This window comes from Metabacillus lacus, assembly GCF_009674805.1.
GTDB classification, from domain to species: Bacteria; Bacillota; Bacilli; order Bacillales; family Bacillaceae; genus Metabacillus_C; species Metabacillus_C lacus.
This window is the reverse complement of record NZ_WKKI01000017.1, coordinates 16013-37311: the sequence shown is the minus strand read 5'-3', so window position 1 is coordinate 37311 and position 21299 is coordinate 16013. Positions and strand designations below refer to the sequence as shown.

Genomic DNA, 21299 nt, shown 5'->3' with positions numbered 1-21299 from the left:
ATATTCCTTTTTGAGGAAGGAGAAAAACCCATATGACAAGAGAGTTCTCCTTAGAAAATACTCGGAATATCGGCATCATGGCTCACATTGATGCCGGTAAAACGACTACAACAGAACGCGTACTTTACTATACTGGCCGTATTCACAAAATCGGTGAAACTCATGAGGGTGCTTCTCAAATGGACTGGATGGAGCAGGAGCAGGAACGTGGTATCACGATCACTTCTGCTGCTACAACAGCCTCGTGGAAAGGCCACCGTGTAAACATCATTGATACTCCGGGCCACGTAGACTTCACTGTTGAAGTTGAACGTTCCCTTCGTGTTCTTGATGGAGCAGTAGCAGTTCTGGATGCACAATCCGGAGTTGAGCCTCAAACTGAAACTGTTTGGCGCCAGGCTACTACTTATGGTGTACCGCGTGTTGTATTTGTAAACAAAATGGATAAAATCGGTGCAGATTTCATTTACTCTGTAGGGACTATCCATGACCGTTTGCAAGCAAATGCACACCCAATTCAGCTTCCTATCGGTGCTGAAGACCAATTCGAAGGTATCATCGACCTAGTAGAAAACGTAGCATATTTCTACGAAGATGACCTTGGAACTCGTACAGATGCGAGAGAAATTCCTGAAGAGTACAAAGAGCAGGCAGAAGAATACCGTGGAAAACTAATTGAAGCGGTAGCAGAGCTTGACGAAGAACTTATGTTGAAATACCTTGAAGGTGAAGAGTTCTCTGTAGATGAGATCAAAGCTGCGATCCGTAAAGGTACTGTAAACGTTGAATTCTTCCCTGTAATCTGTGGATCAGCATTTAAGAACAAAGGTGTTCAGCTAATGCTTGATGCTGTTCTTGACTACCTTCCAGCTCCAACTGATGTTCCGGCTATTAAAGGTATTCTTCCTGACAGTGACGAAGAAGTAACACGCGAATCCAGCGATGAAGGTCCGTTCTCTGCCCTTGCATTCAAGGTTATGACTGATCCTTACGTTGGTAAGCTTACATTCTTCCGCGTATATTCAGGTGTCCTTAACTCTGGTTCATACGTACAAAACTCCACGAAAGGCAAGCGTGAGCGTGTAGGACGTATCCTGCAAATGCATGCTAACTCTCGTGAAGAAATCTCAACTGTTTATGCTGGTGATATTGCTGCAGCGGTAGGTCTTAAAGATACTACTACTGGTGATACTCTGTGCGATGAGAAAAACCTGGTTATCCTGGAATCAATGGAATTCCCTGAGCCGGTTATCTCTCTATCAGTTGAACCAAAATCTAAAGCTGACCAAGACAAAATGTCTACAGCTTTAACAAAGCTTTCTGAAGAAGATCCAACTTTCAAAGCACATACAGATCCTGAAACTGGACAAACGATCATTTCCGGTATGGGTGAACTTCACCTTGACATCATTGTTGACCGTATGAGACGTGAGTTCAAAGTTGAAGCAAATGTTGGTGCTCCGCAGGTTGCCTACCGTGAAACATTCCGTCAGTCTGCACAGGTTGAAGGTAAGTTTGTACGTCAGTCAGGTGGACGCGGTCAGTTTGGTCACGTTTGGATTGAATTCTCTCCAAACGAAGAAGGCAAAGGCTTTGAATTCGAAAACGGAATCGTTGGTGGGGTAGTTCCTCGTGAATATATTCCAGCAGTACAATCCGGTCTTGAAGATTCAATGAAAAATGGTGTATTAGCCGGTTATCCGCTAATCGATGTTAAGGCTCGTCTTTTCGACGGATCTTACCATGATGTTGACTCCAACGAAATGGCATTTAAAGTAGCAGCTTCTCTAGCTCTTAAAAATGCAGTTTCTAAATGTAGCCCAGTTCTTTTAGAGCCGGTTATGAAAGTTGAAGTTGTAATCCCTGAAGAGTACATGGGAGACATTATGGGTGACATCACTTCCCGTCGTGGACGCGTAGAAGGTATGGAAGCTCGCGGTAACGCTCAAGTTGTTCGTGCGATGGTTCCACTTTCTGAAATGTTCGGATATGCAACTGCCCTTCGTTCAAACACGCAGGGACGCGGTACATTCTCTATGCATTTCGACCACTACGAAGAAGTACCAAAGTCAATTTCTGAAGAAATTGTCAAAAAAAATAAAGGTGAATAATTGATTTTCTACCTTTATTGAAGTATAACTACTTATGTATAAATAGAAAGTGAAAGAAATTTCACTTTCTATAATCTATATACTTATATCATCACTAAGGAGGATTTTAGAATGGGTAAAGAAAAATTCGACCGTTCCAAAACCCATGCCAATATCGGGACAATTGGACACGTTGACCATGGTAAAACTACATTAACAGCTGCAATCACAACTGTACTTGCTAAGCGAAGCGGTAAAGGTGCTGCAATGGCATACGACATGATCGATGCTGCTCCGGAAGAGCGCGAGCGCGGTATCACAATCTCTACTGCACACGTTGAATATGAAACTGAAACTCGTCACTATGCGCACGTTGACTGCCCAGGACATGCTGACTATGTTAAAAACATGATCACTGGTGCTGCTCAAATGGACGGCGGTATCCTAGTGGTATCTGCTGCTGACGGCCCAATGCCTCAGACTCGTGAGCACATCCTTCTTTCCCGCCAGGTAGGCGTTCCTTACCTTGTTGTATTTATGAACAAATGTGACATGGTAGACGACGAAGAACTACTTGAGCTAGTAGAAATGGAAGTACGTGACCTTCTTTCTGAGTACGACTTCCCAGGCGATGACATCCCTGTAATTAAAGGTTCTGCTCTTAAAGCTCTTGAAGGAGAAGCAGAGTGGGAAGAAAGAATCGTTGAACTTATGAACGCTGTTGACGAGTACATTCCAACTCCAGCTCGTGACACTGAAAAACCATTCATGATGCCTGTTGAGGATGTATTCTCTATCACTGGCCGTGGAACAGTTGCTACAGGACGCGTTGAGCGTGGACAAGTTAAAGTTGGTGAAGTAATCGACATCATCGGTTTCACTGAAGAGCCAAAATCTACTACTGTAACAGGTGTAGAAATGTTCCGTAAGCTTCTTGACTTCGCTGAAGCTGGTGACAACATTGGTGCCCTTCTTCGTGGTGTAGCACGTGAAGACATCCAACGTGGACAAGTTCTTGCAAAGCCAGGAACGATCACTCCACACACTAAGTTCAAAGCTGAAGTTTATGTTCTATCTAAAGAAGAAGGTGGACGTCATACTCCTTTCTTCACTAACTACCGCCCTCAGTTCTACTTCCGTACAACTGACGTAACTGGAATCTGCAACCTTCCTGAAGGTGTAGAAATGGTTATGCCTGGTGACAACATCGAAATGACAGTTGAGCTTATCGCTCCAATCGCGATTGAAGAAGGTACTAAATTCTCAATCCGTGAAGGCGGACGCACAGTTGGCGCTGGTGTAGTTGCTACAATCACTGAGTAATCAGTAAATAGATAAAAAAAGACGGGCTCCGTGCCCGTCTTTTTTTATGGACAAAACTCTTAAACTTCTGTTGAAAATGCCCCTGATTTCATGTATAATATTTTAGGTGCGCTGGAAAGAAAGTTTTTCATAAAAAACCTTGCATTTGTTCTGGGTTTTTTATATAATAGTGCATGTTGGTCTTTGACTGCGATGATACAAGAGGTTGCTGACACACCCGGCCGCTTTGCCATGGCGAGTGTGTGAGGGAAATTCTTGTTGAGAACTGTCTATCACTAGTAGGCGTAAAGGAGGGAAAGTAATGGCAAAACAAAAAATTCGTATTCGTTTAAAAGCTTATGATCACAGAATTCTTGATCAATCTGCTGAAAAAATCGTGGAAACTGCTAAGCGTTCAGGTGCGAACGTATCCGGCCCGATTCCATTACCGACAGAGAAGTCAATCTATACGATTCTTCGTGCGGTGCATAAATATAAAGATTCTCGTGAGCAATTCGAAATGCGTACTCACAAGCGTTTAATCGACATCATTAATCCAACTCCACAAACAGTTGATGCATTAATGAGATTAGACCTGCCATCCGGCGTAGATATCGAAATCAAACTTTAATAAATAAAAAACAATTAACAGGAGGTGTGACTAATGACCAAAGGAATCTTAGGTAGAAAAATTGGTATGACGCAAGTATTCGCTGAAAACGGTAATCTTATCCCCGTAACTGTGATTGAAGCTGCTCCAAACGTTGTTCTTCAAAAGAAATCCACTGAAAATGATGGTTATGAAGCAATCCAGATCGGATTTGACGACAAACGTGAAAAGTTAGCTAACAAGCCTGAAAAAGGACACGTTGCTAAAGCGAACACTGCACCTAAGCGCTTCGTTAAAGAATTCCGCGGAGTAAACTTGGGAGAGTATGAAGTTGGTCAGGAAGTCAAAGTTGACATTTTCTCTGCAGGAGAATTTGTAGATGTATCAGGAGTATCTAAAGGGAAAGGTTTCCAAGGTGCAATCAAGCGCCATAACCAATCTCGCGGACCAATGTCTCACGGTTCTCGTTATCACCGTCGTCCTGGTTCAATGGGTCCTGTAGCGCCTAACCGCGTATTCAAAAACAAATTGCTTCCAGGCCGTATGGGCGGAGAGCAAATCACTGTTCAAAACCTTGAGATCGTAAAAGTGGATGCGGAACGCAACCTTCTATTGATCAAAGGTAATGTACCAGGTCCTAGAAAAGCTATGATTACTGTAAAAAGCGCAGTAAAATCTAAATAATTTTTCCGAGAAAGGAGGAGTTTGATAATGCCTAAAGTTTCATTATTTAATCAAAACGGATCTGCAGCAGGCGAAATCGAATTAAACGATTCTATCTTCGGTATTGAGCCGAACGAGAGCGTAGTATTCGAGGCCATCGTGATGCAGAGAGCATCCTTGCGTCAAGGATCTCACAAAGTTAAAGGACGTTCTGAAGTAAGAGGCGGAGGTCGCAAACCTTGGCGCCAAAAAGGTACTGGACGTGCACGTCAAGGATCAATCCGCTCACCACAATGGCGCGGCGGTGGAGTTGTATTCGGACCTACACCTCGCAGCTACTCATTCAAGCTGCCTAAGAAGGTTCGCCGTCTTGCTATCAAATCGGCACTATCATCTAAAGTGCAAGATAACAATGTTTTAGTGTTGGAAAGCCTTGCTTTGGAAACACCAAAGACTAAAGAGTTTGCTAACATCCTAAAAGGATTGTCTATCGAAGAAAAAACGTTAATCGTTACTGCTGATGCTAACGAAAATGTTGCTCTTTCTGCTCGCAACATCCCTGGTGTTACTGTAGTAGATGCAAACGGAGTTAACGTTCTTGATGTGGTAAGCCACAACAAGCTTGTTTTCACTAAAGACGCAGTGCAAAAAGTAGAGGAGGTGCTTGCATAATGAAAGATCCTCGTGATATTATTAAGCGCCCCGTTATTACGGAACAATCTACAGACTTAATGGCTGATAAAAAATACACTTTCGAAGTTGACGTTAGAGCCAACAAAACGGAAGTGAAAGATGCGATTGAAGAAATCTTTGGCGTGAAAGTTGATAAAGTCAACATTCAGAACTACAAAGGGAAATTCAAGCGTGTAGGACGTTATTCAGGTCTAACGAACCGCCGCAGAAAAGCGATCGTTAAACTGACTGCTGACAGCAAAGAAATCGAACTATTCGAAGTATAATAATCTATTAAGTGAAGGAGGGAAACCGAGATGGCGATTAAAAAGTACAAACCGACATCCAATGGACGTCGTGGTATGACTGTATCTGATTTCGCAGAAATCACAACTGATAAGCCGGAAAAATCCTTATTAGCTCCTCTTAGCAAAAAAGCTGGACGAAATAATCAAGGTAAAATCACAGTTCGTCATCAAGGCGGAGGACATAAGCGCCAATACCGTATTATCGACTTTAAACGTGATAAAGATGGTATACCAGGACGCGTTGCTACTATTGAGTATGATCCTAACCGCTCTGCAAACATCGCGTTAATTCATTACGCTGATGGTGAAAAACGCTATATCCTAGCACCTAAAAACCTAGAGGTTGGAATGGAACTTATGTCAGGAACTGAAGCTGACATTAAAGTGGGTAATGCACTTCCATTGCAAAACATCCCTGTAGGTACTGTAATTCACAACATCGAGCTTAAGCCAGGAAAAGGCGGACAGCTGGTACGTTCTGCAGGTTCTTCTGCACAGGTACTTGGTAAAGAAGGAAAATACGTACTTGTACGTTTGACTTCAGGTGAGGTTCGCATGATTCTTTCTACTTGCCGTGCATCTATCGGCCAGGTTGGAAACGAGCAGCACGAACTTATTAAAATAGGTAAAGCAGGACGTTCACGCTGGTTAGGCAAGCGCCCAACTGTTCGTGGATCTGTTATGAACCCTAACGACCATCCACACGGTGGTGGTGAAGGACGTTCACCTATCGGACGCAAGTCACCAATGACTCCTTGGGGTAAACCAACTCTTGGATTCAAGACTCGCAAGAAGAAAAACAAATCAGATAAATTCATCGTACGTCGTCGTAAAAAATAACGTGGTTGTCCTACGGTTCATAGGAACCGTAGCGCAATTGCGAAGGGAGGTACAAAAATGGGTCGCAGCTTAAAAAAAGGACCATTCGTGGATGATCATTTAATGAACAAAGTTGAAAAACTTAATGAAACCGAGAAAAAGCAAGTAATCAAAACTTGGTCTCGCCGTTCTACAATCTTCCCACAATTCATTGGTCATACAATCGCGGTTTATGATGGTCGCAAACATGTTCCTGTATATGTTACTGAAGATATGGTAGGTCACAAACTTGGTGAGTTTGCTCCTACTCGTACTTACAAAGGCCATGCAGCCGACGACAAGAAAACAAGACGTTAAGAGAGGAGGCATTTTATATGCAAGCTAAAGCTGTTGCTAGAACAGTACGTGTTGCTCCTCGTAAAGTTCGTTTAGTAGTTGATCTTATTCGAGGCAAGCAAGTAGGTGAAGCGGTAGCGATTTTACAGCACACGCCAAAGGCGGCTTCTCCAATTATCGAGAAAGTGTTGAAATCAGCTATTGCAAATGCTGAGCATAACTATGACTTGGACGTAAACAGCCTGGTTATTTCTCAAGCATTTGTAGATGAAGGTCCAACAATGAAACGTTTCCGCCCTCGTGCTATGGGACGTGCAAGCCAAATAAACAAACGTACGAGCCACATTACAATCGTGGTATCAGAAAAGAAGGAGGGATAATCAGTGGGTCAAAAGGTTAATCCGGTCGGTCTTCGTATTGGTGTTATTCGTGATTGGGAATCAAAATGGTTCGCAGGAAAAGATTATGCTGACCTTTTACATGAAGATATTAAAATCCGTGAGTATGTAAACAAGCGTTTGAACGACGCATCTGTTTCTAAGATTGAAATCGAGCGTGCTGCAAACCGTGTGAATATTACAATTCATACTGCTAAGCCAGGTATGGTTATTGGTAAAGGCGGTACTGAAGTTGAAGCTCTTCGTAAAGCACTTAACCAGCTTACTGAAAAACGTGTTCATATCAACATCGTTGAAATCAAAAGAGCTGATCTTGATGCGAAGCTTGTAGCTGACAACATTGCACGTCAATTAGAGAACCGTATCTCTTTCCGTCGTGCTCAAAAACAAACGATTCAACGCGCAATGCGTGCAGGCGCTAAAGGAATCAGAACAATGGTTTCCGGACGTCTTGGCGGAGCTGATATCGCTCGTTCTGAACAGTACAGCGAAGGAACAGTTCCATTGCACACTTTACGTGCAGATATCGACTATGGTACAGCAGAAGCTGACACAACTTACGGTAAATTAGGAGTTAAAGTTTGGATCTACCGTGGAGAGGTTCTTCCTGCTAAGAAGAAAACTGAGGAAGGAGGAAAATAATATGTTAATGCCTAAACGCGTTAAGTATCGCAGAGAACACCGTGGAAAGATGCGCGGTCGTGCTAAAGGCGGTGCTGAAGTACACTTTGGAGAGTACGGAATCCAAGCTCTTGAAGCATCTTGGATTACAAACCGTCAAATCGAAGCTGCTCGTATTGCAATGACTCGTTACATGAAACGTGGCGGTAAAGTATGGATCAAAATTTTCCCTTCTAAGCCTTACACTGCTAAGCCTCTAGAAGTCCGAATGGGTTCCGGTAAAGGTGCTCCTGAAGGATGGGTGGCTGTAGTTAAGCCAGGTAAAGTATTGTTTGAGATCTCCGGTGTACCTGAAGAAGTGGCACGCGAAGCTCTTAGACTTGCATCTCATAAATTACCAATCAAAACAAAATTCGTGAAACGCGAAGAAATTGGTGGTGAATCAAATGAAAGCTAATGATATCCGTGACCTAACCACTGCCGAAATTGAACAAAAAGTAAAATCACTGAAAGAAGAGCTTTTCAACCTTCGCTTCCAGCTTGCGACGGGACAACTTGAAAACACTGCTCGTATTCGTGAAGTTCGTAAATCGATCGCTCGCATGAAAACTGTGATCCGCGAAAGAGAGATCGCTTCTAACAAATAATTAATCTCGAGAGGAGGCTTACAGAATGAGCGAACGCAATCAGCGTAAAGTATACACAGGACGCGTAGTGTCCGATAAAATGGACAAAACGGTTACTGTTCTTGTAGAAACTTATAAAAAGCATTCCCTTTATGGAAAACGCGTTAAGTATTCTAAGAAATTCAAAGCTCATGATGAAAATAACCAAGCTAAAATCGGCGATATCGTAAGAATCATGGAAACTCGTCCTTTATCTGCGACAAAACGTTTCCGTCTTGTAGAAGTAGTCGAAGAAGCTGTTATTATCTAATATAGTTCGGATAAACAATTCCGAAGGGAGGTAACGTGAATGATTCAACAAGAATCTCGTTTAAAAGTTGCTGACAACTCTGGTGCACGTGAAGTATTAACAATTAAAGTGCTTGGCGGTTCCGGCCGTAAGACAGCTAACATTGGTGATGTAATTGTTTGTACAGTAAAACAAGCAACACCAGGAGGCGTTGTTAAAAAAGGTGATGTTGTTAGAGCTGTAATCGTTCGTACAAAGAGTGGTGCTCGCCGTCCAGACGGGACTTACATCAAATTTGACGAAAATGCTTGTGTAATTATCCGTGACGACAAAGGTCCTCGTGGAACTCGTATCTTCGGACCTGTTGCTCGTGAATTACGCGACAACAACTTCATGAAAATTGTTTCTCTAGCTCCAGAAGTTCTTTAATAGAAAAATTGATTGCCTTACTAAGGAGGTGCGACTGGGATGCATGTAAAAAAAGGTGATAAAGTTATGGTCATCTCTGGTAAAGACAAGGGTAAACAAGGTGTTATTCTTGAAGCTTTTCCAAAGAAAGACCGCGTGCTTGTTGAAGGTGTAAACATCGTTAAAAAGCACTCTAAACCTAGCCAAGCAAATCCTCAAGGCGGAATTAACAGCCAAGAGGCGCCAATCCATGTATCAAACGTTATGCCACTTGATCCTAAAACAGGTGAAGTAACTCGTGTTGGTTATACAGTGGTTGACGGAAAGAAAGTGCGTGTAGCGAAAAAATCCGGTGAAAATTTAGATAAATAGTAACTAAGGAAGGGAGGTCTTTCGGATGAACCGCCTTAAAGAAAAGTTTAATAAAGAAATTACTCCTGCTCTGATGAGCAAATTTAATTACAAATCAGTAATGGAAGTACCTAAGCTTGAAAAAATCGTTATCAATACTGGTGTAGGTGACGCAGTAGCAAATGCTAAGGCACTTGACAGCGCAGTAGAAGAGCTTACGTTAATCACTGGTCAAAAACCGGTTATTACAAAGGCTAAAAAATCTATCGCTGGTTTCCGTCTTCGTGAGGGCATGCCAATCGGTGCAAAGGTAACACTTCGCGGCGAGCGCATGTATGAGTTCCTAGACAAACTTGTATCTGTATCTTTACCACGTGTACGTGACTTCCGCGGTGTTTCAAAGAAATCTTTTGACGGACGCGGCAACTATACACTTGGAGTTAAAGAACAGTTAATCTTCCCTGAAATTGATTACGATAAAGTCAGCAAAGTACGCGGTATGGATATTGTTATTGTAACGACTGCTAACACTGACGAAGAATCTCGTGAGTTATTAACTCAGTTCGGCATGCCATTCCAAAAATAATCGTAAAAGGGAGGCGAAAACGTGGCTAAAAAATCAATGATTATAAAGCAGAAGCGTGAACAAAAGTTTAAAGTACAAGAGTATACTCGCTGCGAACGCTGCGGACGTCCACACTCTGTATTGCGCAAATTCAAACTTTGCCGTATTTGTTTCCGTGAACTTGCTTATAAAGGTCAAATTCCAGGCGTTAAAAAAGCTAGCTGGTAATACCCCATAAATGGGAAGGAGGTAATTTTGATATGGTAATGACAGATCCAATTGCAGATATGCTTACTCGCATCCGTAATGCGAACATGGTACGTCACGAGAAGCTGGAGCTTCCTGCTTCTAAAATCAAAAAGGACATCGCTGAAATCCTTAAGCGTGAAGGTTTTGTTCGTGACGTTGAATATGTAGAGGACAGCAAACAAGGTATTATCCGTATTTTCTTGAAGTACGGTTCAAATAATGAGCGTGTAATCACTGGATTAAAACGCATCAGCAAACCAGGTCTTCGTGTATATGCGAAATCAAACGAAGTTCCACGTGTTTTAAACGGTTTAGGAATCGCAATCTTATCAACTTCTCAAGGTGTCATCACTGACAAAGAAGCTCGTGCACAACAAGCTGGCGGAGAAGTATTAGCATACGTTTGGTAATAAGCAGTTATAGAAATGGAGGTGCAATTGAATGTCTCGCGTAGGTAAAAAACCACTTGAGATCCCTGCTGGCGTAACAGTTACTATCAACGGTGATACTGTAACTGTTAAAGGGCCAAAAGGGGAACTAACTCGTACGTTTCACTCTGATATTGATGTAAAGGTTGAAGACAACGTGTTATCAGTAACTCGTCCTTCAGACCAAAAAGAGCACCGTGCTCTTCACGGTACAACTCGCAGCCTTTTAGGAAACATGGTTGAAGGTGTTTCTAAAGGATTCGAAAGAGGACTTGAGCTAATCGGTGTAGGTTACCGTGCAACAAAGTCTGGAAACAAGCTTGTTCTTAGTGTTGGTTACTCTCATCCGGTAGAAATTCTTCCTGAAGAGGGTGTAGAAATCGATGTTCCTTCACAAACGAAGGTTGTTGTTAAAGGTGTAGACAAAGAGCGCGTTGGAGCTCTAGCTGCTAACATCCGCGGCATCCGTCCTCCAGAGCCTTATAAAGGCAAAGGTATCCGTTATGAAGGTGAATTCGTTCGTCGTAAAGAAGGTAAAACTGCGAAGTAATGCAGCCTAGGTTAAGAAAGGAGTGACGTAAATGATTACGAAAGTAAGCAAGAATGAAACTCGTAAGAGAAGACATGCTCGTGTCCGTGCTAAACTTGTTGGTACAGCTGAAAGACCACGCTTGAACGTATTCCGTTCAAACAAGCATATCTATGCACAGCTTATTGACGATGCTAATGGTGTAACTGTTGCTAGCGCATCTACTTTAGATAAAGATCTAAGCTTGGAATCTACTGCAAACCTTGAAGCAGCTCAAAAGATTGGCCAATTAGTGGCTGAGCGCGCTGTAGAAAAAGGCGTAAAATCTGTAGTATTCGACCGTGGCGGATATCTTTACCATGGCCGTATTCAGGCTTTGGCAGATGCTGCACGTGAAGCTGGACTAGAATTTTAATCAAAAAAGGAGGGACACACAGAATGCGTCGTATTGATCCAAACAAATTAGAGCTTGAAGAACGCGTTGTTACCGTAAACCGTGTAGCTAAAGTAGTAAAAGGTGGACGTCGTTTCCGTTTTGCTGCATTAGTAGTTGTCGGTGATAAAAACGGTCATGTAGGATTCGGTACTGGTAAAGCACAAGAAGTACCTGAAGCAATCCGCAAGGCAATTGAAGATGCTAAAAAGAACTTGGTTGCAGTTCCTATGGTTGGAACTACAATTCCTCATGAAATCATCGGTCAATTTGGTGCTGGAAACATCTTATTGAAGCCGGCTTCTGAAGGTACTGGAGTTATTGCTGGTGGACCGGTTCGTGCAGTGTTAGAATTAGCTGGAGTAAGTGATATTTTATCTAAGTCTCTTGGTTCTAATACACCAATCAACATGGTGCGTGCAACAATCAGCGGTCTTGGTAAACTGAAGCGTGCTGAAGACGTTGCTAAGCTTCGTGGAAAATCTGTAGAAGAACTGTTAGGATAAGGAGGGAAACATGATGGCAAACAAATTAGCGATTACCCTCACTCGCAGTGTAATTGGCCGACCGGAAGGCCAGCGTACAACTGTTAAAACTCTTGGATTGAAAAAAATGCACCAGACTGTCGTGCATGAAGACAATCCTGCAATCCGTGGCATGATCAACAAAGTAGCACACCTTGTTACTGTAAAAGAACAATAATATCATTCTTAAAAATAAGGAGGTGTAAGTATGAAACTTCATGAATTAAAACCTGCAGAAGGTTCCCGTAAAGAGCGCAACCGTCTAGGTCGCGGAATCGGTTCTGGAAATGGTAAAACATCTGGTAAAGGTCATAAAGGTCAAAATGCTCGTTCTGGCGGCGGTGTTCGTCCTGGTTTTGAAGGTGGTCAAACTCCTTTGTTTAGACGTCTTCCAAAGCGTGGATTCACTAACATCAACCGTAAGGACTTCGCTATCTTAAACCTTGAAGATCTTAACCGTTTTGAGGAAGGTACTGAAGTTACTCCTGAATTGCTTCTTGAGACTCGCGTAATCAGCAAGCTTAATGCCGGAGTTAAGGTTCTTGGCAATGGTAAATTAGAGAAAAAGTTAACAGTAAAAGCACACAAATTTTCCTCTTCTGCTAAAGAAGCAATTGAGGCTGCTGGCGGTACAGCTGAGGTGATCTAATGTTAAAGACAATCTCCAATTTTATGCGCGTGGGTGATATCCGAAATAAGATTATTTTCACCCTACTATTGCTTGTCGTCTTTCGTATCGGTTCATTCATCCCTGTGCCAGGTGTTAATGCAGATGTATTAAGGGCGCAGGATGAATCTCTTAATGTGTTTGGAATTCTTAATACATTCGGCGGCGGCGCCCTGTTCAACTTTTCCATTCTAGCAATGGGGATTATGCCGTACATCACTGCTTCAATTATCGTTCAATTGCTTCAAATGGATGTCGTTCCAAAGTTCACTGAATGGTCTAAACAAGGTGAGGCCGGCCGTCGTAAATTAACGCAGTTTACAAGGTATTTCACTATTGTTCTAGGGTTTATTCAGGCTCTTGGCATGTCGTACGGTTTTAACAACCTTGCAGGAGGGCTTTTGATCCTGGACCCGGGTGTTGGAACTTATCTGACGATTGCAATTGTATTGACTGCCGGAACTGCATTTTTAATGTGGCTTGGTGAGCAGATCACAGCAAAGGGTGTTGGAAATGGTATTTCCATCCTGATCTTTGCAGGTATCGTTGCTGGCATTCCGAACATCATTAACCAGGTATATGCTCAGCAATTCCAAGATGCCGGTGATCAGCTGTTTCTTCGCATTGTAACTGTTGTTCTCTTGCTGTTGGCAGTCCTTGCGATTATTGTTGGGGTTATCTTTATCCAGCAAGCCAACCGGAAGATTCCTATTCAGTATGCGAAAAGACTGGCAGGCCGTACTCCAGCTGGAGGACAGTCTACACATATTCCGCTAAAAGTGAATGCAGCAGGTGTTATTCCTGTTATCTTTGCAGTATCTTTCATCATTACTCCGCCGACGATTGCATCGTTCTTCGGACCAAATGATGTAACTCAATGGATACAAACAAACTTTGACTATTCGCAGCCCGTCGGCATGCTGTTCTATGTAGCTCTGATTATCGCATTTACGTATTTCTACGCATTCATTCAGGTTAACCCTGAACAGATGGCAGATAATCTGAAGAAACAAGGCGGCTATGTTCCTGGGATCCGTCCTGGTGTAAGTACTCAAGAGTACTTGACTAGAGTTCTATATCGATTAACGCTCGTAGGTTCTCTTTTCTTGGCAGTTATTGCAGTTCTTCCTGTGTTTTTTACTAGTTTCGCTGGATTACCTCCTGCTGCTCAAATCGGGGGAACGAGCTTGCTAATCGTTGTCGGTGTTGCACTTGAAACGATGAAACAGCTTGAAAGTCAGTTGGTTAAGCGTCACTATAAAGGCTTTATCAAACAATGAGGTTAAATGGGAGCTGCTCCCATTCCCTCTAAATAGAGACTGAGGGGGAATACAGATGAATTTAGTATTAATGGGTTTGCCGGGTGCCGGTAAAGGCACGCAGGCAGAACGAATTGTCGATAAATACGACATCCCTCATATCTCAACAGGAGATATGTTTAGAGCTGCTATGAAAGAAGAAACTGAGCTTGGACTTAAAGCTAAGTCATTTATCGATAAAGGTGAATTAGTGCCTGATGAAGTAACAATTGGTATTGTCCGTGAAAGATTGGGCAAGAATGATTGTGCAAAAGGCTTCCTATTGGATGGTTTTCCTAGAACAGTTGCTCAGGCAGAGGCTCTTGAAGATATTCTTAAATCCCTTGAGAAAAAACTTGATTATGTAGTAAACATTTCAGTTGATAAAGGCATCCTGATGGAACGCCTGACCGGCAGACGCATATGTAAATCTTGCGGTGCTACCTATCATCTTGTCTTTAATCCGCCTGCACAAGAAGGCATTTGCGACAAATGCGGCGGAGAGCTTTATCAAAGAGCTGATGACAATGAAGAGACAGTTGCAAACCGTCTGGAAGTCAACTTGAATCAATCAGAGCCATTATTGGCTTTCTATGATGAAAAAGGTTACTTACGCAATATTGATGGTCAAAAGGATATCAATGTTGTATTTGAAGACATCGATCGTCTGCTTGGAGGATTAGGTGAATGATCATCTGTAAGACTCCTCGTGAAATTGATATTATGCGTGAGGCTGGCCGCATTGTAGCACTGACACATCAAGAACTGAAAAAAAGCATTGTGCCAGGCATCTCGACAAGAGAACTGGATGCAATTGCCGAAAAGTTTATTCGTAATCATGATGCAATCCCTTCTTTTAAGGGTTATAATGGTTTTCGCGGAAGCATTTGTGCTTCTGTAAATGAAGAGCTCGTTCATGGTATTCCCGGAGAGCGAGTGTTACGTGACGGAGATATCATTAGCGTTGATATCGGTGCAAAATTCAATGGATACCACGGTGACTCTGCATGGACATATCCAGTCGGGAATATAAATGATGAGACGCAAAAATTGCTGGATGTTACGGAAGAGTCTTTATATAGAGGCTTAACAGAAGCTAAGCCAGGAGAGAGGTTATCCAACATCTCTCATGCAATACAAACATATGCCGAAGAACAAGGCTTCTCTATTGTTCGGGAATATGTAGGGCATGGTGTAGGGCAGGATCTCCATGAAGATCCGCAGATTCCGCATTACGGTCCGCCAGGGAAAGGCCCCAGGCTGAAACCTGGAATGGTGCTGGCAGTTGAACCTATGGTGAACGCCGGAACCCGTTATGTAAAAACACTGTCTGATAATTGGACGGTTGTTACCGTTGATGGCAAGATGTGTGCTCATTTTGAACACACGATCGCGATAACTGAAACTGGCTATGAGATATTAACTAAAGCCTAAGTGAAGGTGATAATTGTTGAACGAACCTGATTCGAGTCCGAGCATAGGGCAGTTTGTTTTGATCACTCAAGGCAGAGAAGAAGGACAATATGCTGTTGTGATTAAGATTCTCGATGAGCGCTTCGTTTTACTTGCTGACGGAGAAAAACGAAAGTTTCACTCTCCGAAGAAAAAAAACATCAACCATCTAGAATTTTTTGATTGCTTATCTCCGGAAGTTCAGAGCAGTATAGTCGAGACTGGTCGTGTGACAAACGGCAAACTTAGATTTGCTTTAACAAAGTTTGTCAATGAGCAAGTCGCTGATTTGAAGAAGGGAGAACACTTGAATGGCTAAAGATGATGTAATTGAAGTTGAAGGCACGGTCCAGGAGACATTGCCGAATGCGATGTTCAAAGTTCAGCTTGAGAACGGTCATACTGTATTAGCGCACGTATCTGGTAAAATCCGCATGCACTTTATTCGCATTTTACCTGGAGACAAAGTTACGGTAGAATTATCTCCATATGATTTAACACGTGGTAGAATTACGTACCGTTTCAAATAGGCACTCCGTTATACTAAGGAGGTTGGAAAAATCATGAAAGTCAGACCATCTGTAAAGCCGATTTGTGAAAAATGTAAAGTTATTCGCAGAAAAGGTAAAGTAATGGTTATTTGTGAAAATCCAAAGCATAAGCAAAAACAAGGATAATAAAGAAGGAGGTGCAGCATAATGGCTCGTATTGCTGGTGTTGATATTCCACGTGAAAAACGTGTTGTCATTTCTTTAACATACATTTATGGTATCGGACGCAAATCTGCGGAAAACATTCTTGCTGAAGCTGGAATTTCTGAGGATACACGTGTACGTGATCTGACTGAAGAAGAGCTTGGGAAAATCCGTGAAGTAATTGACAGATTGAAAGTAGAAGGAGATCTTCGTCGTGAGATTTCTCTTAACATCAAACGTCTAATCGAGATCGGAAGCTTCCGTGGCTTACGTCACCGTCGCGGTTTACCGGTTCGCGGACAAAACACTAAAAACAACGCACGTACCCGTAAAGGTCCACGTCGTACAGTTGCTAACAAAAAGAAATAAGGTAAAGTAAAGGAGGTTAACAAACTATGGCACGTAAAACTAACACTCGTAAACGTCGTGTGAAAAAGAATATTGAGTCTGGTGTGGCACATATCCGTTCAACATTCAACAACACAATCGTAACGATCACAGATGTACATGGTAATGCATTATCATGGTCCAGTGCTGGTGCGCTTGGTTTCAGAGGTTCTCGTAAATCTACTCCATTCGCTGCACAGATGGCTGCTGAGTCTGCTGCTAAAACATCCATGGAGCACGGGCTGAAAACTCTTGAAGTTACAGTTAAAGGTCCTGGTGCTGGGCGTGAAGCTGCAATCCGTTCACTTCAGGCTGCAGGACTAGAAGTAACTGCTATCAGAGACGTTACTCCAGTTCCGCATAATGGATGCCGCCCACCAAAACGTCGTCGTGTATAATTTTTCTGTATAGATTTTGTATCCCTGTCAATAATGGGTTATGATACAGTTATTATCATTTCACAGATAAATACTTCTGTTGTTGTGCACAATCGGGACTTTTTATGGGGAATTTCGGTTAGACCAATTGTCTAGCCGGGGTTTCGACGTTTTGAAGGAGGGTTTTATTGGATGATCGAAATTGAAAAACCAAAAATCGAAACGGTTGAAATCAGCGACGATGCCAAGTACGGCAAGTTCGTCGTCGAGCCACTTGAGCGTGGATATGGTACAACTTTGGGTAACTCCTTACGTCGTATCCTGTTATCCTCACTTCCTGGTGCCGCTGTAACATCAATCCAGATAGATGGAGTGCTGCATGAGTTTTCTACTATTGAAGGTGTCGTTGAGGATGTGACCTCAATGATCTTGAACATTAAGAAACTTGCACTAAAAATCTATTCAGAAGAAGAGAAAACATTAGAGATTGATGTACAGGGTGAAGGCGTTGTAACAGCTGCTGATATAACCCACGACAGCGATGTTGAAATTCTGAATCCGGAACTTCATATTGCTACTCTTGCAAAGGATGCTACTCTGCGCATGAGGCTGACTGCCAGACGCGGCCGCGGGTATACACCAGCTGTTGCAAACAAAAGAGAGGATCAGCCTATTGGTGTGATTCCAATCGATTCAATTTATACACCTGTATCTCGCGTATCCTATCAAGTCGAAAAGACAAGGGTAGGACAAGTCGCTAACTTTGATAAACTGACATTTGACGTATGGACAGATGGCAGCAATGGTCCAAAAGAAGCGATTGCGCTTGGTGCCAAAATCTTAACTGAACATCTTAATATTTTCGTAGGCTTAACAGATGAAGCCCAAAATGCTGAGATCATGGTTGAGAAAGAAGAAGACCAAAAAGAAAAAGTTCTTGAAATGACAATTGAAGAGCTGGACCTTTCAGTGCGTTCTTATAACTGCCTGAAGCGCGCCGGCATCAATACAGTTCATGAGCTGGCAAATAAAACAGAAGAAGATATGATGAAAGTTCGTAACTTAGGCCGCAAGTCTCTTGAAGAAGTTAAGGCAAAACTTGAAGAGCTCGGGTTAGGTCTTCGTAAAGACGACTGAAACTAGTTAGGAACCATAACTAGTATTTTTCATGTGCTTCTTAAAAATACAGTTAAGATTCAACATAAAGGAGGGGACATACATGTCATACAGAAAATTAGGTCGTACTAGTGCTCAACGTAAAGCGATGCTACGTGACTTAACTACAGATTTGATCATCAATGAACGCATTGAAACTACTGAGGCTCGTGCTAAAGAGTTACGTTCTCTTGTTGATAAAATGATTACACTAGGTAAGCGCGGAGATCTTCACGCTCGTCGTCAAGCTGCTGCATTCATCCGTAATGAGGTAGCTAATGAAGAGAGCGGGCAGGATGCGCTTCAAAAACTATTCAGTGACGTTGCTACTCGTTACCAAGAGCGCCAAGGTGGTTACACTCGTATCATGAAACTTGGACCTCGTCGCGGTGACGGAGCACCAATGGTAATCATTGAGCTAGTTTAATCATAAATACATTTGTCTACTACGAGGGCGGAACAGTTGCAAAACTGGATCTATGCCCTTTTTTTATAGGGATGAATACCTTCTGCAGAATAGCCGAGAGAGATATACAGGATGAGTTGAGGAGGCTGGGCGGTGAGCAGCGATATGATCAGAATAGAAGATGTAGTCTTTCAATACCACAATAGTGATGAACCTGCTCTGCAAGGTGTCAGTCTCACTGTCAGGGAAGGAGAATGGCTTGCAGTTGTGGGCCATAACGGCTCAGGCAAGTCAACGCTCGCTAAAATTTTAAATGGCCTTCTTCTCCCTAAAGAGGGACTGGTTAAGGTAAATGGAATTCCGCTTTCCGAAGAAAGTGTCTGGGACATTCGCAAACAAATTGGTATGGTATTTCAAAATCCGGACAACCAGTTTGTAGGCACCACAGTCAGAGATGATGTGGCTTTTGGTTTAGAAAACAATGGCGTTCCCAGGGATGAGATGATACGGCGGGTAAATTGGTCCATTCAGCAAGTGAAAATGGAAAAGTTTCTTGATCAAGAGCCGCACCATCTTTCCGGTGGTCAAAAGCAGCGTGTAGCCATTGCGGGTGTCATTGCAGCCCAGCCTAAAATCATTATTTTAGATGAAGCCACTTCCATGCTGGATCCCCTAGGGCGTGAAGAAGTCATTGAAACAGTACAGGAACTGAACAAAAAGGGTATCGTCACAGTGGTTTCCATTACTCATGATCTTGAGGAAGCAGCAAGAGCAGACAGGGTGTTTGTGATGAACCGGGGCAAAAAGTTTGCAGAAGGAACACCGGAGCAAGTGTTTTCCCTGAATGAGAAGCTTGTGGAAATTGGACTTGATCTTCCATTTCCATACAAGCTTAGCAGGCAGCTGAGGGAAGCCGGTATTCCTTTATCAAACGATCATTTAACGCAAGAAGGACTGGTGAACGAGCTATGGACATTACACTCAAAGAACTAGAGCACCGCTACCAAATTCGTTCCCCCTTTGAACGCCTTGCCCTGCACAATATCAATCTGACGATTAAGGAAGGCACCTACCTTGCCATCATCGGCCATACCGGTTCCGGCAAGTCAACCGTCCTTCAGCATCTGAACGCCCTCCTGAGGCCTACAAAAGGGTCAATCGTGATTGGAGACACTGAAATAGAGGCAGGCCGTAAATATAAGAATCTAAAAAGTATTCGAAAAAAAGTGGCTATCGTTTTTCAGTTTCCTGAACATCAGCTGTTTGAAGAAACGGTAGAAAAAGATATTGCTTTCGGGCCGCTCAATTTCGGTGTCAGTGAACAGGAAGCCAAGCAAAAAGCACGGCAGGCACTGTCAAAGGTCGGTCTCTCAGAAGAGCTGCTCACAAGGTCTCCTTTTGACCTCAGCGGCGGACAGATGAGAAGAGCGGCAATAGCAGGGGTGCTCGCGATGGAGCCTGAGGTGCTTGTGCTGGACGAGCCTACTGCGGGCCTGGATCCTCACGGGCGGCATGAGATTATGGAAATGTTTGCTGATCTTCACAGACAGCAGGGGCTGACGACGATACTTGTTACACACAGTATGGAGGATGCAGCCAGATATGCTGATCAGATTGTTGTAATGGAAGGCGGCACCATTAAAATGGAAGGTACGCCGCGGGATATATTTAAGCAATCGCAGGCATTGGCGGAAATGGGACTTGATCTTCCTGAAACGATAAAGCTGAAATCAAAGCTGGAAGATAAGCTGGGTCAGTCAATCGGTGCCATTCCACTAACAATGGAAGAGTCCATTGCTCAGATCAAAAACTTATTGGGGCGGGGTGGCAAAGATGCTCAATAGCATGATTATTGGCAAGTATGTGCCGGGCAGCTCCCTGATACACCGCCTGGACCCCCGCTCCAAGCTGATGATGATCTTTTTATTTGTGTTTATTGTATTTTTCGCCAACAACAGCTTAACATACCTGCTTCTCGCCATTTTTACCATTACAGTCGTTTCCATGACAAAGCTTCCGCCTGTCTTTTTGCTGAACGGGCTAAGACCGATTCTCTGGATCGTCATGTTCACCTTCCTGCTTCACATCTTTGTGACAAAGGACGGCCCTCTGCTGCTCGATTTGGGTTTCCTGAGGATTCATGAGGAGGGAGTGCGCCAGGGAATATTCATCTCTATGCGGTTTCTGTTCCTCATCATGATGACGACGATTCTGACGCTGACAACAACACCGATTGAGGTTACTGATGGAATGGAGAGCCTTCTGGGTCCTTTTAAGAAAGTCAGGCTGCCGGTACATGAGCTTGCACTCATGATGTCCATCAGTCTAAGATTCATTCCAACGCTTATGGAAGAAACAGATAAAATTATGAAAGCGCAGATGGCAAGGGGAGTGGACTTTGCCAGCGGACCTGTGAAAGACCGGGTAAAGGCCATTATTCCGCTTCTTGTTCCACTTTTTATCAGCGCCTTTAAGAGGGCGGAAGAGCTTGCCACCGCCATGGAGGCAAGAGGATATCAGGGAGGGGAAGGCAGGACAAAGCTGAGGCAGCTGAAGTGGGGGCTGAATGATACCCTCCTGATTGCAGTCCTGGCCGGTTTTGGCGTCATGCTCCTGTTTTTGCGAAGCTAGGGGGGATCAC

Annotated in this window: 36 protein-coding genes; all 36 read left to right on the top strand. The window is 43.2% G+C overall.

Annotated features, from left to right (window positions below; genetic code table 11):
- The first annotated feature begins 32 nt into the window (after positions 1 to 32).
- The 36 genes from fusA (at position 33) to GJU40_RS10305 (ending at position 21289) form a co-directional block, all read left to right on the top strand.
- Positions 33 to 2111, top strand: coding sequence for an elongation factor G (fusA, locus tag GJU40_RS10485; RefSeq protein ID WP_154307706.1), 2079 nt, complete (start codon positions 33 to 35; stop codon positions 2109 to 2111).
- A 111-nt stretch (positions 2112 to 2222) separates the two neighbouring features.
- Positions 2223 to 3413 carry an elongation factor Tu gene (gene tuf, locus GJU40_RS10480; protein ID WP_154307705.1) on the top strand — a complete coding sequence of 397 codons (1191 nt, stop codon included), beginning with the start codon at positions 2223 to 2225 and terminating at the stop codon, positions 3411 to 3413.
- A gap of 301 nt (positions 3414 to 3714) precedes the next feature.
- Positions 3715 to 4023: a 30S ribosomal protein S10 gene (gene rpsJ / locus GJU40_RS10470; RefSeq protein WP_029282834.1), complete on the top strand. Its 309-nt coding sequence runs from the start codon at positions 3715 to 3717 to the stop codon at positions 4021 to 4023.
- A 33-nt stretch (positions 4024 to 4056) separates the two neighbouring features.
- Entirely contained in the window at positions 4057 to 4686 is a 630-nt protein-coding gene (gene rplC, locus GJU40_RS10465; protein ID WP_154307703.1) for a 50S ribosomal protein L3, read from the top strand.
- Positions 4687 to 4713: 27 nt separating this feature from the next.
- Complete coding sequence (rplD, locus tag GJU40_RS10460) at positions 4714 to 5337, top strand: 50S ribosomal protein L4 (protein WP_154307702.1); 624 nt, start codon at positions 4714 to 4716, stop codon at positions 5335 to 5337.
- On the top strand, positions 5337 to 5624 hold the full coding sequence (rplW, locus tag GJU40_RS10455; RefSeq protein ID WP_154307701.1) for a 50S ribosomal protein L23: 288 nt from the start codon (positions 5337 to 5339) through the stop codon (positions 5622 to 5624). Before rplD ends, rplW begins: the two co-directional genes overlap by 1 nt.
- A gap of 30 nt (positions 5625 to 5654) precedes the next feature.
- The gene (rplB, locus tag GJU40_RS10450; RefSeq protein ID WP_154307700.1) at positions 5655 to 6485 is read left to right on the top strand and encodes a 50S ribosomal protein L2; all 831 of its coding nucleotides are present in this window, start codon (positions 5655 to 5657) and stop codon (positions 6483 to 6485) included.
- A 57-nt stretch (positions 6486 to 6542) separates the two neighbouring features.
- Positions 6543 to 6821, top strand: coding sequence for a 30S ribosomal protein S19 (gene rpsS / locus GJU40_RS10445; protein WP_154307699.1), 279 nt, complete (start codon positions 6543 to 6545; stop codon positions 6819 to 6821).
- Positions 6822 to 6838: 17 nt separating this feature from the next.
- A complete protein-coding gene (rplV, locus tag GJU40_RS10440) occupies positions 6839 to 7180 on the top strand; it encodes a 50S ribosomal protein L22 (protein ID WP_154307698.1) in 342 nt (113 codons plus the stop codon).
- A 3-nt stretch (positions 7181 to 7183) separates the two neighbouring features.
- Positions 7184 to 7840 carry a 30S ribosomal protein S3 gene (gene rpsC, locus GJU40_RS10435; protein WP_343031509.1) on the top strand — a complete coding sequence of 219 codons (657 nt, stop codon included), beginning with the start codon at positions 7184 to 7186 and terminating at the stop codon, positions 7838 to 7840.
- A 1-nt stretch (position 7841) separates the two neighbouring features.
- Complete coding sequence (gene rplP, locus GJU40_RS10430; protein WP_154307697.1) at positions 7842 to 8276, top strand: 50S ribosomal protein L16; 435 nt, start codon at positions 7842 to 7844, stop codon at positions 8274 to 8276.
- Complete coding sequence (gene rpmC, locus GJU40_RS10425; RefSeq protein WP_154307696.1) at positions 8266 to 8466, top strand: 50S ribosomal protein L29; 201 nt, start codon at positions 8266 to 8268, stop codon at positions 8464 to 8466. The genes rplP and rpmC overlap by 11 nt, the downstream gene beginning before the upstream one ends.
- A 25-nt stretch (positions 8467 to 8491) precedes the next feature.
- Positions 8492 to 8755, top strand: coding sequence for a 30S ribosomal protein S17 (gene rpsQ, locus GJU40_RS10420; protein WP_154307695.1), 264 nt, complete (start codon positions 8492 to 8494; stop codon positions 8753 to 8755).
- 39 nt (positions 8756 to 8794) lie between these two features.
- Positions 8795 to 9163: a 50S ribosomal protein L14 gene (gene rplN / locus GJU40_RS10415; RefSeq protein ID WP_154307694.1), complete on the top strand. Its 369-nt coding sequence runs from the start codon at positions 8795 to 8797 to the stop codon at positions 9161 to 9163.
- A gap of 39 nt (positions 9164 to 9202) precedes the next feature.
- The gene (gene rplX / locus GJU40_RS10410) at positions 9203 to 9514 is read left to right on the top strand and encodes a 50S ribosomal protein L24 (protein ID WP_154307693.1); all 312 of its coding nucleotides are present in this window, start codon (positions 9203 to 9205) and stop codon (positions 9512 to 9514) included.
- Positions 9515 to 9539: 25 nt separating this feature from the next.
- Positions 9540 to 10079, top strand: a complete 540-nt coding sequence (rplE, locus tag GJU40_RS10405; protein ID WP_154307692.1) for a 50S ribosomal protein L5 — start codon at positions 9540 to 9542, stop codon at positions 10077 to 10079.
- A 21-nt stretch (positions 10080 to 10100) separates the two neighbouring features.
- Positions 10101 to 10286 carry a type Z 30S ribosomal protein S14 gene (locus tag GJU40_RS10400; protein WP_343031508.1) on the top strand — a complete coding sequence of 62 codons (186 nt, stop codon included), beginning with the start codon at positions 10101 to 10103 and terminating at the stop codon, positions 10284 to 10286.
- Between the two features lie 32 nt (positions 10287 to 10318).
- A complete protein-coding gene (rpsH, locus tag GJU40_RS10395) occupies positions 10319 to 10717 on the top strand; it encodes a 30S ribosomal protein S8 (RefSeq protein ID WP_154307691.1) in 399 nt (132 codons plus the stop codon).
- Between the two features lie 31 nt (positions 10718 to 10748).
- Positions 10749 to 11285, top strand: coding sequence for a 50S ribosomal protein L6 (rplF, locus tag GJU40_RS10390; protein ID WP_154307690.1), 537 nt, complete (start codon positions 10749 to 10751; stop codon positions 11283 to 11285).
- Between the two features lie 31 nt (positions 11286 to 11316).
- A complete protein-coding gene (gene rplR / locus GJU40_RS10385; protein ID WP_154307689.1) occupies positions 11317 to 11679 on the top strand; it encodes a 50S ribosomal protein L18 in 363 nt (120 codons plus the stop codon).
- A 23-nt stretch (positions 11680 to 11702) separates the two neighbouring features.
- Positions 11703 to 12203, top strand: coding sequence for a 30S ribosomal protein S5 (gene rpsE / locus GJU40_RS10380; protein WP_154307688.1), 501 nt, complete (start codon positions 11703 to 11705; stop codon positions 12201 to 12203).
- 13 nt (positions 12204 to 12216) lie between these two features.
- Positions 12217 to 12399: a 50S ribosomal protein L30 gene (gene rpmD / locus GJU40_RS10375; protein ID WP_154307737.1), complete on the top strand. Its 183-nt coding sequence runs from the start codon at positions 12217 to 12219 to the stop codon at positions 12397 to 12399.
- Between the two features lie 30 nt (positions 12400 to 12429).
- Entirely contained in the window at positions 12430 to 12870 is a 441-nt protein-coding gene (gene rplO, locus GJU40_RS10370; protein WP_154307687.1) for a 50S ribosomal protein L15, read from the top strand.
- A complete protein-coding gene (gene secY / locus GJU40_RS10365) occupies positions 12870 to 14168 on the top strand; it encodes a preprotein translocase subunit SecY (protein WP_154307686.1) in 1299 nt (432 codons plus the stop codon). The genes rplO and secY overlap by 1 nt, the downstream gene beginning before the upstream one ends.
- 55 nt (positions 14169 to 14223) lie before the next feature.
- Positions 14224 to 14877, top strand: coding sequence for an adenylate kinase (locus tag GJU40_RS10360; RefSeq protein ID WP_154307685.1), 654 nt, complete (start codon positions 14224 to 14226; stop codon positions 14875 to 14877).
- Complete coding sequence (gene map, locus GJU40_RS10355) at positions 14874 to 15620, top strand: type I methionyl aminopeptidase (protein ID WP_154307684.1); 747 nt, start codon at positions 14874 to 14876, stop codon at positions 15618 to 15620. Before GJU40_RS10360 ends, map begins: the two co-directional genes overlap by 4 nt.
- 16 nt (positions 15621 to 15636) lie before the next feature.
- Positions 15637 to 15957 (top strand): KOW domain-containing RNA-binding protein, encoded by a 321-nt coding sequence (locus tag GJU40_RS10350; RefSeq protein WP_154307683.1) that lies wholly within the window; start codon positions 15637 to 15639, stop codon positions 15955 to 15957.
- Complete coding sequence (infA, locus tag GJU40_RS10345) at positions 15950 to 16168, top strand: translation initiation factor IF-1 (protein WP_154307682.1); 219 nt, start codon at positions 15950 to 15952, stop codon at positions 16166 to 16168. Before GJU40_RS10350 ends, infA begins: the two co-directional genes overlap by 8 nt.
- 33 nt (positions 16169 to 16201) lie before the next feature.
- The gene (gene rpmJ, locus GJU40_RS10340) at positions 16202 to 16315 is read left to right on the top strand and encodes a 50S ribosomal protein L36 (RefSeq protein ID WP_003156543.1); all 114 of its coding nucleotides are present in this window, start codon (positions 16202 to 16204) and stop codon (positions 16313 to 16315) included.
- 21 nt (positions 16316 to 16336) lie between these two features.
- Positions 16337 to 16702 carry a 30S ribosomal protein S13 gene (rpsM, locus tag GJU40_RS10335; protein ID WP_154307681.1) on the top strand — a complete coding sequence of 122 codons (366 nt, stop codon included), beginning with the start codon at positions 16337 to 16339 and terminating at the stop codon, positions 16700 to 16702.
- A gap of 26 nt (positions 16703 to 16728) precedes the next feature.
- Positions 16729 to 17118, top strand: coding sequence for a 30S ribosomal protein S11 (gene rpsK / locus GJU40_RS10330; RefSeq protein WP_154307680.1), 390 nt, complete (start codon positions 16729 to 16731; stop codon positions 17116 to 17118).
- 171 nt (positions 17119 to 17289) lie between these two features.
- Positions 17290 to 18234, top strand: a complete 945-nt coding sequence (locus tag GJU40_RS10325) for a DNA-directed RNA polymerase subunit alpha (RefSeq protein ID WP_154307679.1) — start codon at positions 17290 to 17292, stop codon at positions 18232 to 18234.
- Between the two features lie 82 nt (positions 18235 to 18316).
- Positions 18317 to 18679 (top strand): 50S ribosomal protein L17, encoded by a 363-nt coding sequence (rplQ, locus tag GJU40_RS10320; protein WP_154307678.1) that lies wholly within the window; start codon positions 18317 to 18319, stop codon positions 18677 to 18679.
- Positions 18680 to 18823: 144 nt separating this feature from the next.
- Positions 18824 to 19651 (top strand): energy-coupling factor ABC transporter ATP-binding protein, encoded by an 828-nt coding sequence (locus GJU40_RS10315; protein ID WP_154307736.1) that lies wholly within the window; start codon positions 18824 to 18826, stop codon positions 19649 to 19651.
- Positions 19627 to 20502, top strand: coding sequence for an energy-coupling factor ABC transporter ATP-binding protein (locus GJU40_RS10310; RefSeq protein WP_154307677.1), 876 nt, complete (start codon positions 19627 to 19629; stop codon positions 20500 to 20502). Before GJU40_RS10315 ends, GJU40_RS10310 begins: the two co-directional genes overlap by 25 nt.
- Positions 20492 to 21289 (top strand): energy-coupling factor transporter transmembrane component T family protein, encoded by a 798-nt coding sequence (locus GJU40_RS10305; protein ID WP_154307676.1) that lies wholly within the window; start codon positions 20492 to 20494, stop codon positions 21287 to 21289. The genes GJU40_RS10310 and GJU40_RS10305 overlap by 11 nt, the downstream gene beginning before the upstream one ends.
- The last annotated feature ends 10 nt before the right edge of the window (positions 21290 to 21299 follow it).

Bases quoted from the DNA above. Each gene is read 5' to 3' on its own strand.
- rpmD (WP_154307737.1), top strand. From the start codon at position 12,217: ATGGCAAACAAATTAGCGATTACCCTCACTCGCAGTGTAATTGGCCGA.
- rplR (WP_154307689.1), top strand. From the start codon at position 11,317: ATGATTACGAAAGTAAGCAAGAATGAAACTCGTAAGAGAAGACATGCT.
- rpsH (WP_154307691.1), top strand. From the start codon at position 10,319: ATGGTAATGACAGATCCAATTGCAGATATGCTTACTCGCATCCGTAAT.
- rplF (WP_154307690.1), top strand. From the start codon at position 10,749: ATGTCTCGCGTAGGTAAAAAACCACTTGAGATCCCTGCTGGCGTAACA.
- rpmJ (WP_003156543.1), top strand. From the start codon at position 16,202: ATGAAAGTCAGACCATCTGTAAAGCCGATTTGTGAAAAATGTAAAGTT.
- rpsJ (WP_029282834.1), top strand. From the start codon at position 3,715: ATGGCAAAACAAAAAATTCGTATTCGTTTAAAAGCTTATGATCACAGA.
- rplB (WP_154307700.1), top strand. From the start codon at position 5,655: ATGGCGATTAAAAAGTACAAACCGACATCCAATGGACGTCGTGGTATG.
- GJU40_RS10305 (WP_154307676.1), top strand. From the start codon at position 20,492: ATGCTCAATAGCATGATTATTGGCAAGTATGTGCCGGGCAGCTCCCTG.
- rplV (WP_154307698.1), top strand. From the start codon at position 6,839: ATGCAAGCTAAAGCTGTTGCTAGAACAGTACGTGTTGCTCCTCGTAAA.
- rplX (WP_154307693.1), top strand. From the start codon at position 9,203: ATGCATGTAAAAAAAGGTGATAAAGTTATGGTCATCTCTGGTAAAGAC.
- rplC (WP_154307703.1), top strand. From the start codon at position 4,057: ATGACCAAAGGAATCTTAGGTAGAAAAATTGGTATGACGCAAGTATTC.
- rpsE (WP_154307688.1), top strand. From the start codon at position 11,703: ATGCGTCGTATTGATCCAAACAAATTAGAGCTTGAAGAACGCGTTGTT.
- rpsQ (WP_154307695.1), top strand. From the start codon at position 8,492: ATGAGCGAACGCAATCAGCGTAAAGTATACACAGGACGCGTAGTGTCC.
- GJU40_RS10325 (WP_154307679.1), top strand. From the start codon at position 17,290: ATGATCGAAATTGAAAAACCAAAAATCGAAACGGTTGAAATCAGCGAC.
- rplN (WP_154307694.1), top strand. From the start codon at position 8,795: ATGATTCAACAAGAATCTCGTTTAAAAGTTGCTGACAACTCTGGTGCA.
- rplD (WP_154307702.1), top strand. From the start codon at position 4,714: ATGCCTAAAGTTTCATTATTTAATCAAAACGGATCTGCAGCAGGCGAA.
- rplQ (WP_154307678.1), top strand. From the start codon at position 18,317: ATGTCATACAGAAAATTAGGTCGTACTAGTGCTCAACGTAAAGCGATG.
- tuf (WP_154307705.1), top strand. From the start codon at position 2,223: ATGGGTAAAGAAAAATTCGACCGTTCCAAAACCCATGCCAATATCGGG.
- rplE (WP_154307692.1), top strand. From the start codon at position 9,540: ATGAACCGCCTTAAAGAAAAGTTTAATAAAGAAATTACTCCTGCTCTG.
- rpmC (WP_154307696.1), top strand. From the start codon at position 8,266: ATGAAAGCTAATGATATCCGTGACCTAACCACTGCCGAAATTGAACAA.
- GJU40_RS10315 (WP_154307736.1), top strand. From the start codon at position 18,824: ATGATCAGAATAGAAGATGTAGTCTTTCAATACCACAATAGTGATGAA.
- fusA (WP_154307706.1), top strand. From the start codon at position 33: ATGACAAGAGAGTTCTCCTTAGAAAATACTCGGAATATCGGCATCATG.
- rplW (WP_154307701.1), top strand. From the start codon at position 5,337: ATGAAAGATCCTCGTGATATTATTAAGCGCCCCGTTATTACGGAACAA.
- GJU40_RS10360 (WP_154307685.1), top strand. From the start codon at position 14,224: ATGAATTTAGTATTAATGGGTTTGCCGGGTGCCGGTAAAGGCACGCAG.
- rplP (WP_154307697.1), top strand. From the start codon at position 7,842: ATGTTAATGCCTAAACGCGTTAAGTATCGCAGAGAACACCGTGGAAAG.
- GJU40_RS10310 (WP_154307677.1), top strand. From the start codon at position 19,627: ATGGACATTACACTCAAAGAACTAGAGCACCGCTACCAAATTCGTTCC.
- rpsK (WP_154307680.1), top strand. From the start codon at position 16,729: ATGGCACGTAAAACTAACACTCGTAAACGTCGTGTGAAAAAGAATATT.
- infA (WP_154307682.1), top strand. From the start codon at position 15,950: ATGGCTAAAGATGATGTAATTGAAGTTGAAGGCACGGTCCAGGAGACA.
- rplO (WP_154307687.1), top strand. From the start codon at position 12,430: ATGAAACTTCATGAATTAAAACCTGCAGAAGGTTCCCGTAAAGAGCGC.
- rpsM (WP_154307681.1), top strand. From the start codon at position 16,337: ATGGCTCGTATTGCTGGTGTTGATATTCCACGTGAAAAACGTGTTGTC.
- rpsS (WP_154307699.1), top strand. From the start codon at position 6,543: ATGGGTCGCAGCTTAAAAAAAGGACCATTCGTGGATGATCATTTAATG.
- secY (WP_154307686.1), top strand. From the start codon at position 12,870: ATGTTAAAGACAATCTCCAATTTTATGCGCGTGGGTGATATCCGAAAT.
- map (WP_154307684.1), top strand. From the start codon at position 14,874: ATGATCATCTGTAAGACTCCTCGTGAAATTGATATTATGCGTGAGGCT.